The organism is Faecalibacterium sp. An192, from assembly GCF_002160175.1.
Taxonomy (GTDB): domain Bacteria; phylum Bacillota; class Clostridia; order Oscillospirales; family Ruminococcaceae; genus Faecalibacterium.
Genome location: NZ_NFKB01000126.1, coordinates 1 through 1,441, shown reverse-complemented (window position 1 = coordinate 1,441; position 1,441 = coordinate 1). Strand labels below are relative to the sequence as shown.

Below are 1,441 nucleotides of genomic sequence, written 5' to 3'. Positions count from 1 at the left end.
ACGCCATCCATGCCAATCTGGCGCTGCCTCAGGAACAGCGCTGCATCCGATGCAAGATGGTGGCCAATCCCGGCGTCATGCTGGAAATTGCCAATCCGTGCGCCGGGGATGTTGTCTTTGACATCGACGGCCTGCCGACAGCCCGGCAGGAAGGCCACGGCCTGGGGGTGCAGTCCATCTCCGCCTTCTGCCGCAAAAATGGGGCTGTCTGCCAGTTTGATCAGACCGGCGGATGGTTCCGGATGCAGATGGTATTGTGACGAGGCTGAAACGCCGCCGGCCCGTGCCGCAGACGCAGATTTCAAGGAAACCGGACGCGGCTGCGGGCCGCAGGAGAAAACGCCATGACCAATGTATTTTTTCTAGTCTTTCGCGCTTTTTTAATCACCTGCATGACGGTGGGAATGATGGCCAGCCTTACGGAATTCCGCTTTGGGCGCAGAAAGCTGCTGTGCATCATGGCGCTCTACAGCGCCTGGGTCGTCGGTTCCAGTCTGGCTTTGCTGTGGATCGGCGGAGAATTGCTTTTGCTGCGCCTGTTCTTCCTTACCATCTCTGTGCCGGCCACCTTTTTCACATACTGGGCAGCCAACGACCCCCCTGCACAGGCGGTTTTCAATTACATGTCCCAGATCCTCCTGTCCATTCTGGCGGTCTCCTCTATCCGCCTGATAACAGAATCGTTTCACCTCTCTGCGCTCGCCAACATTCTATTTATGATCGCATTTTACGGGTCGGTCATTTATCTGGAATGGCATTTTCTGCGGCGGCACTTCCGCATGTTGATCAAAGTCATCCCAGCCAACTGGGGCGTCCTTACCTTGATCCCCTGCGTGTTTTGCGTCTACCTGATTTTTGTGGCTTCCTGGCCCGGCAGTTACCTCGAAAGCAAACTGCAGTGCATCTATGTCTACGCGGCCGTCATCCCGCTGATCGCTGTCTATGTCGCCGTATTCAAAAGCCTTTTTGGCCAATACCGCATCCAGATGGAACGCCAGAGCGCTGCGCTGTTGACCATGCAGATTTCCTCCCTGAAAGAAAAGCTGCAGAAAGTAAAGGAAGTGGAGGACAGCATCCGCATTCAGCGCCATGACCTGCGCCACCGGCTTCAGACGGTGGCCGAGCTGGTATCCCGGGGCGACACCGACGCGGCGCTGGATTTTCTGGACGCCGCCCAACAGCGGCTGGATGAACAGAAAACCGTCTGCTGGTGCCGGCCGCCGGTCCTGGACGCGGTCCTTTCCTCCTACTTCGGGCAGGCTCAAAACCAGGGCATTCCGGTAGAGGCCAAAATCGCCCTGCCCGACGATCTTCCTGTGGACGAAGGCGAGCTGGCCATCGTTCTGGCCAACGCCCTGGAAAACGCCATCCATGCCAATCTGGCGCTGCCTCAGGAACAGCGCTGCATCCGATGCAAGATGGTGGCCAATCCCGGCGTCAT

2 protein-coding genes are annotated in these 1,441 nt (G+C 57.7%); both read left to right on the top strand.

Translation table 11 applies throughout. The features are described from left to right. Positions 1-260: GHKL domain-containing protein (locus B5F27_RS16210; RefSeq protein WP_144066572.1), on the top strand; the 260-nt coding region annotated here is incomplete at its 5' end. A gap of 84 nt (positions 261-344) precedes the next feature. Continuing rightward, positions 345-1,441: hypothetical protein (locus tag B5F27_RS16205; protein ID WP_087369067.1), on the top strand; the 1,097-nt coding region annotated here is incomplete at its 3' end.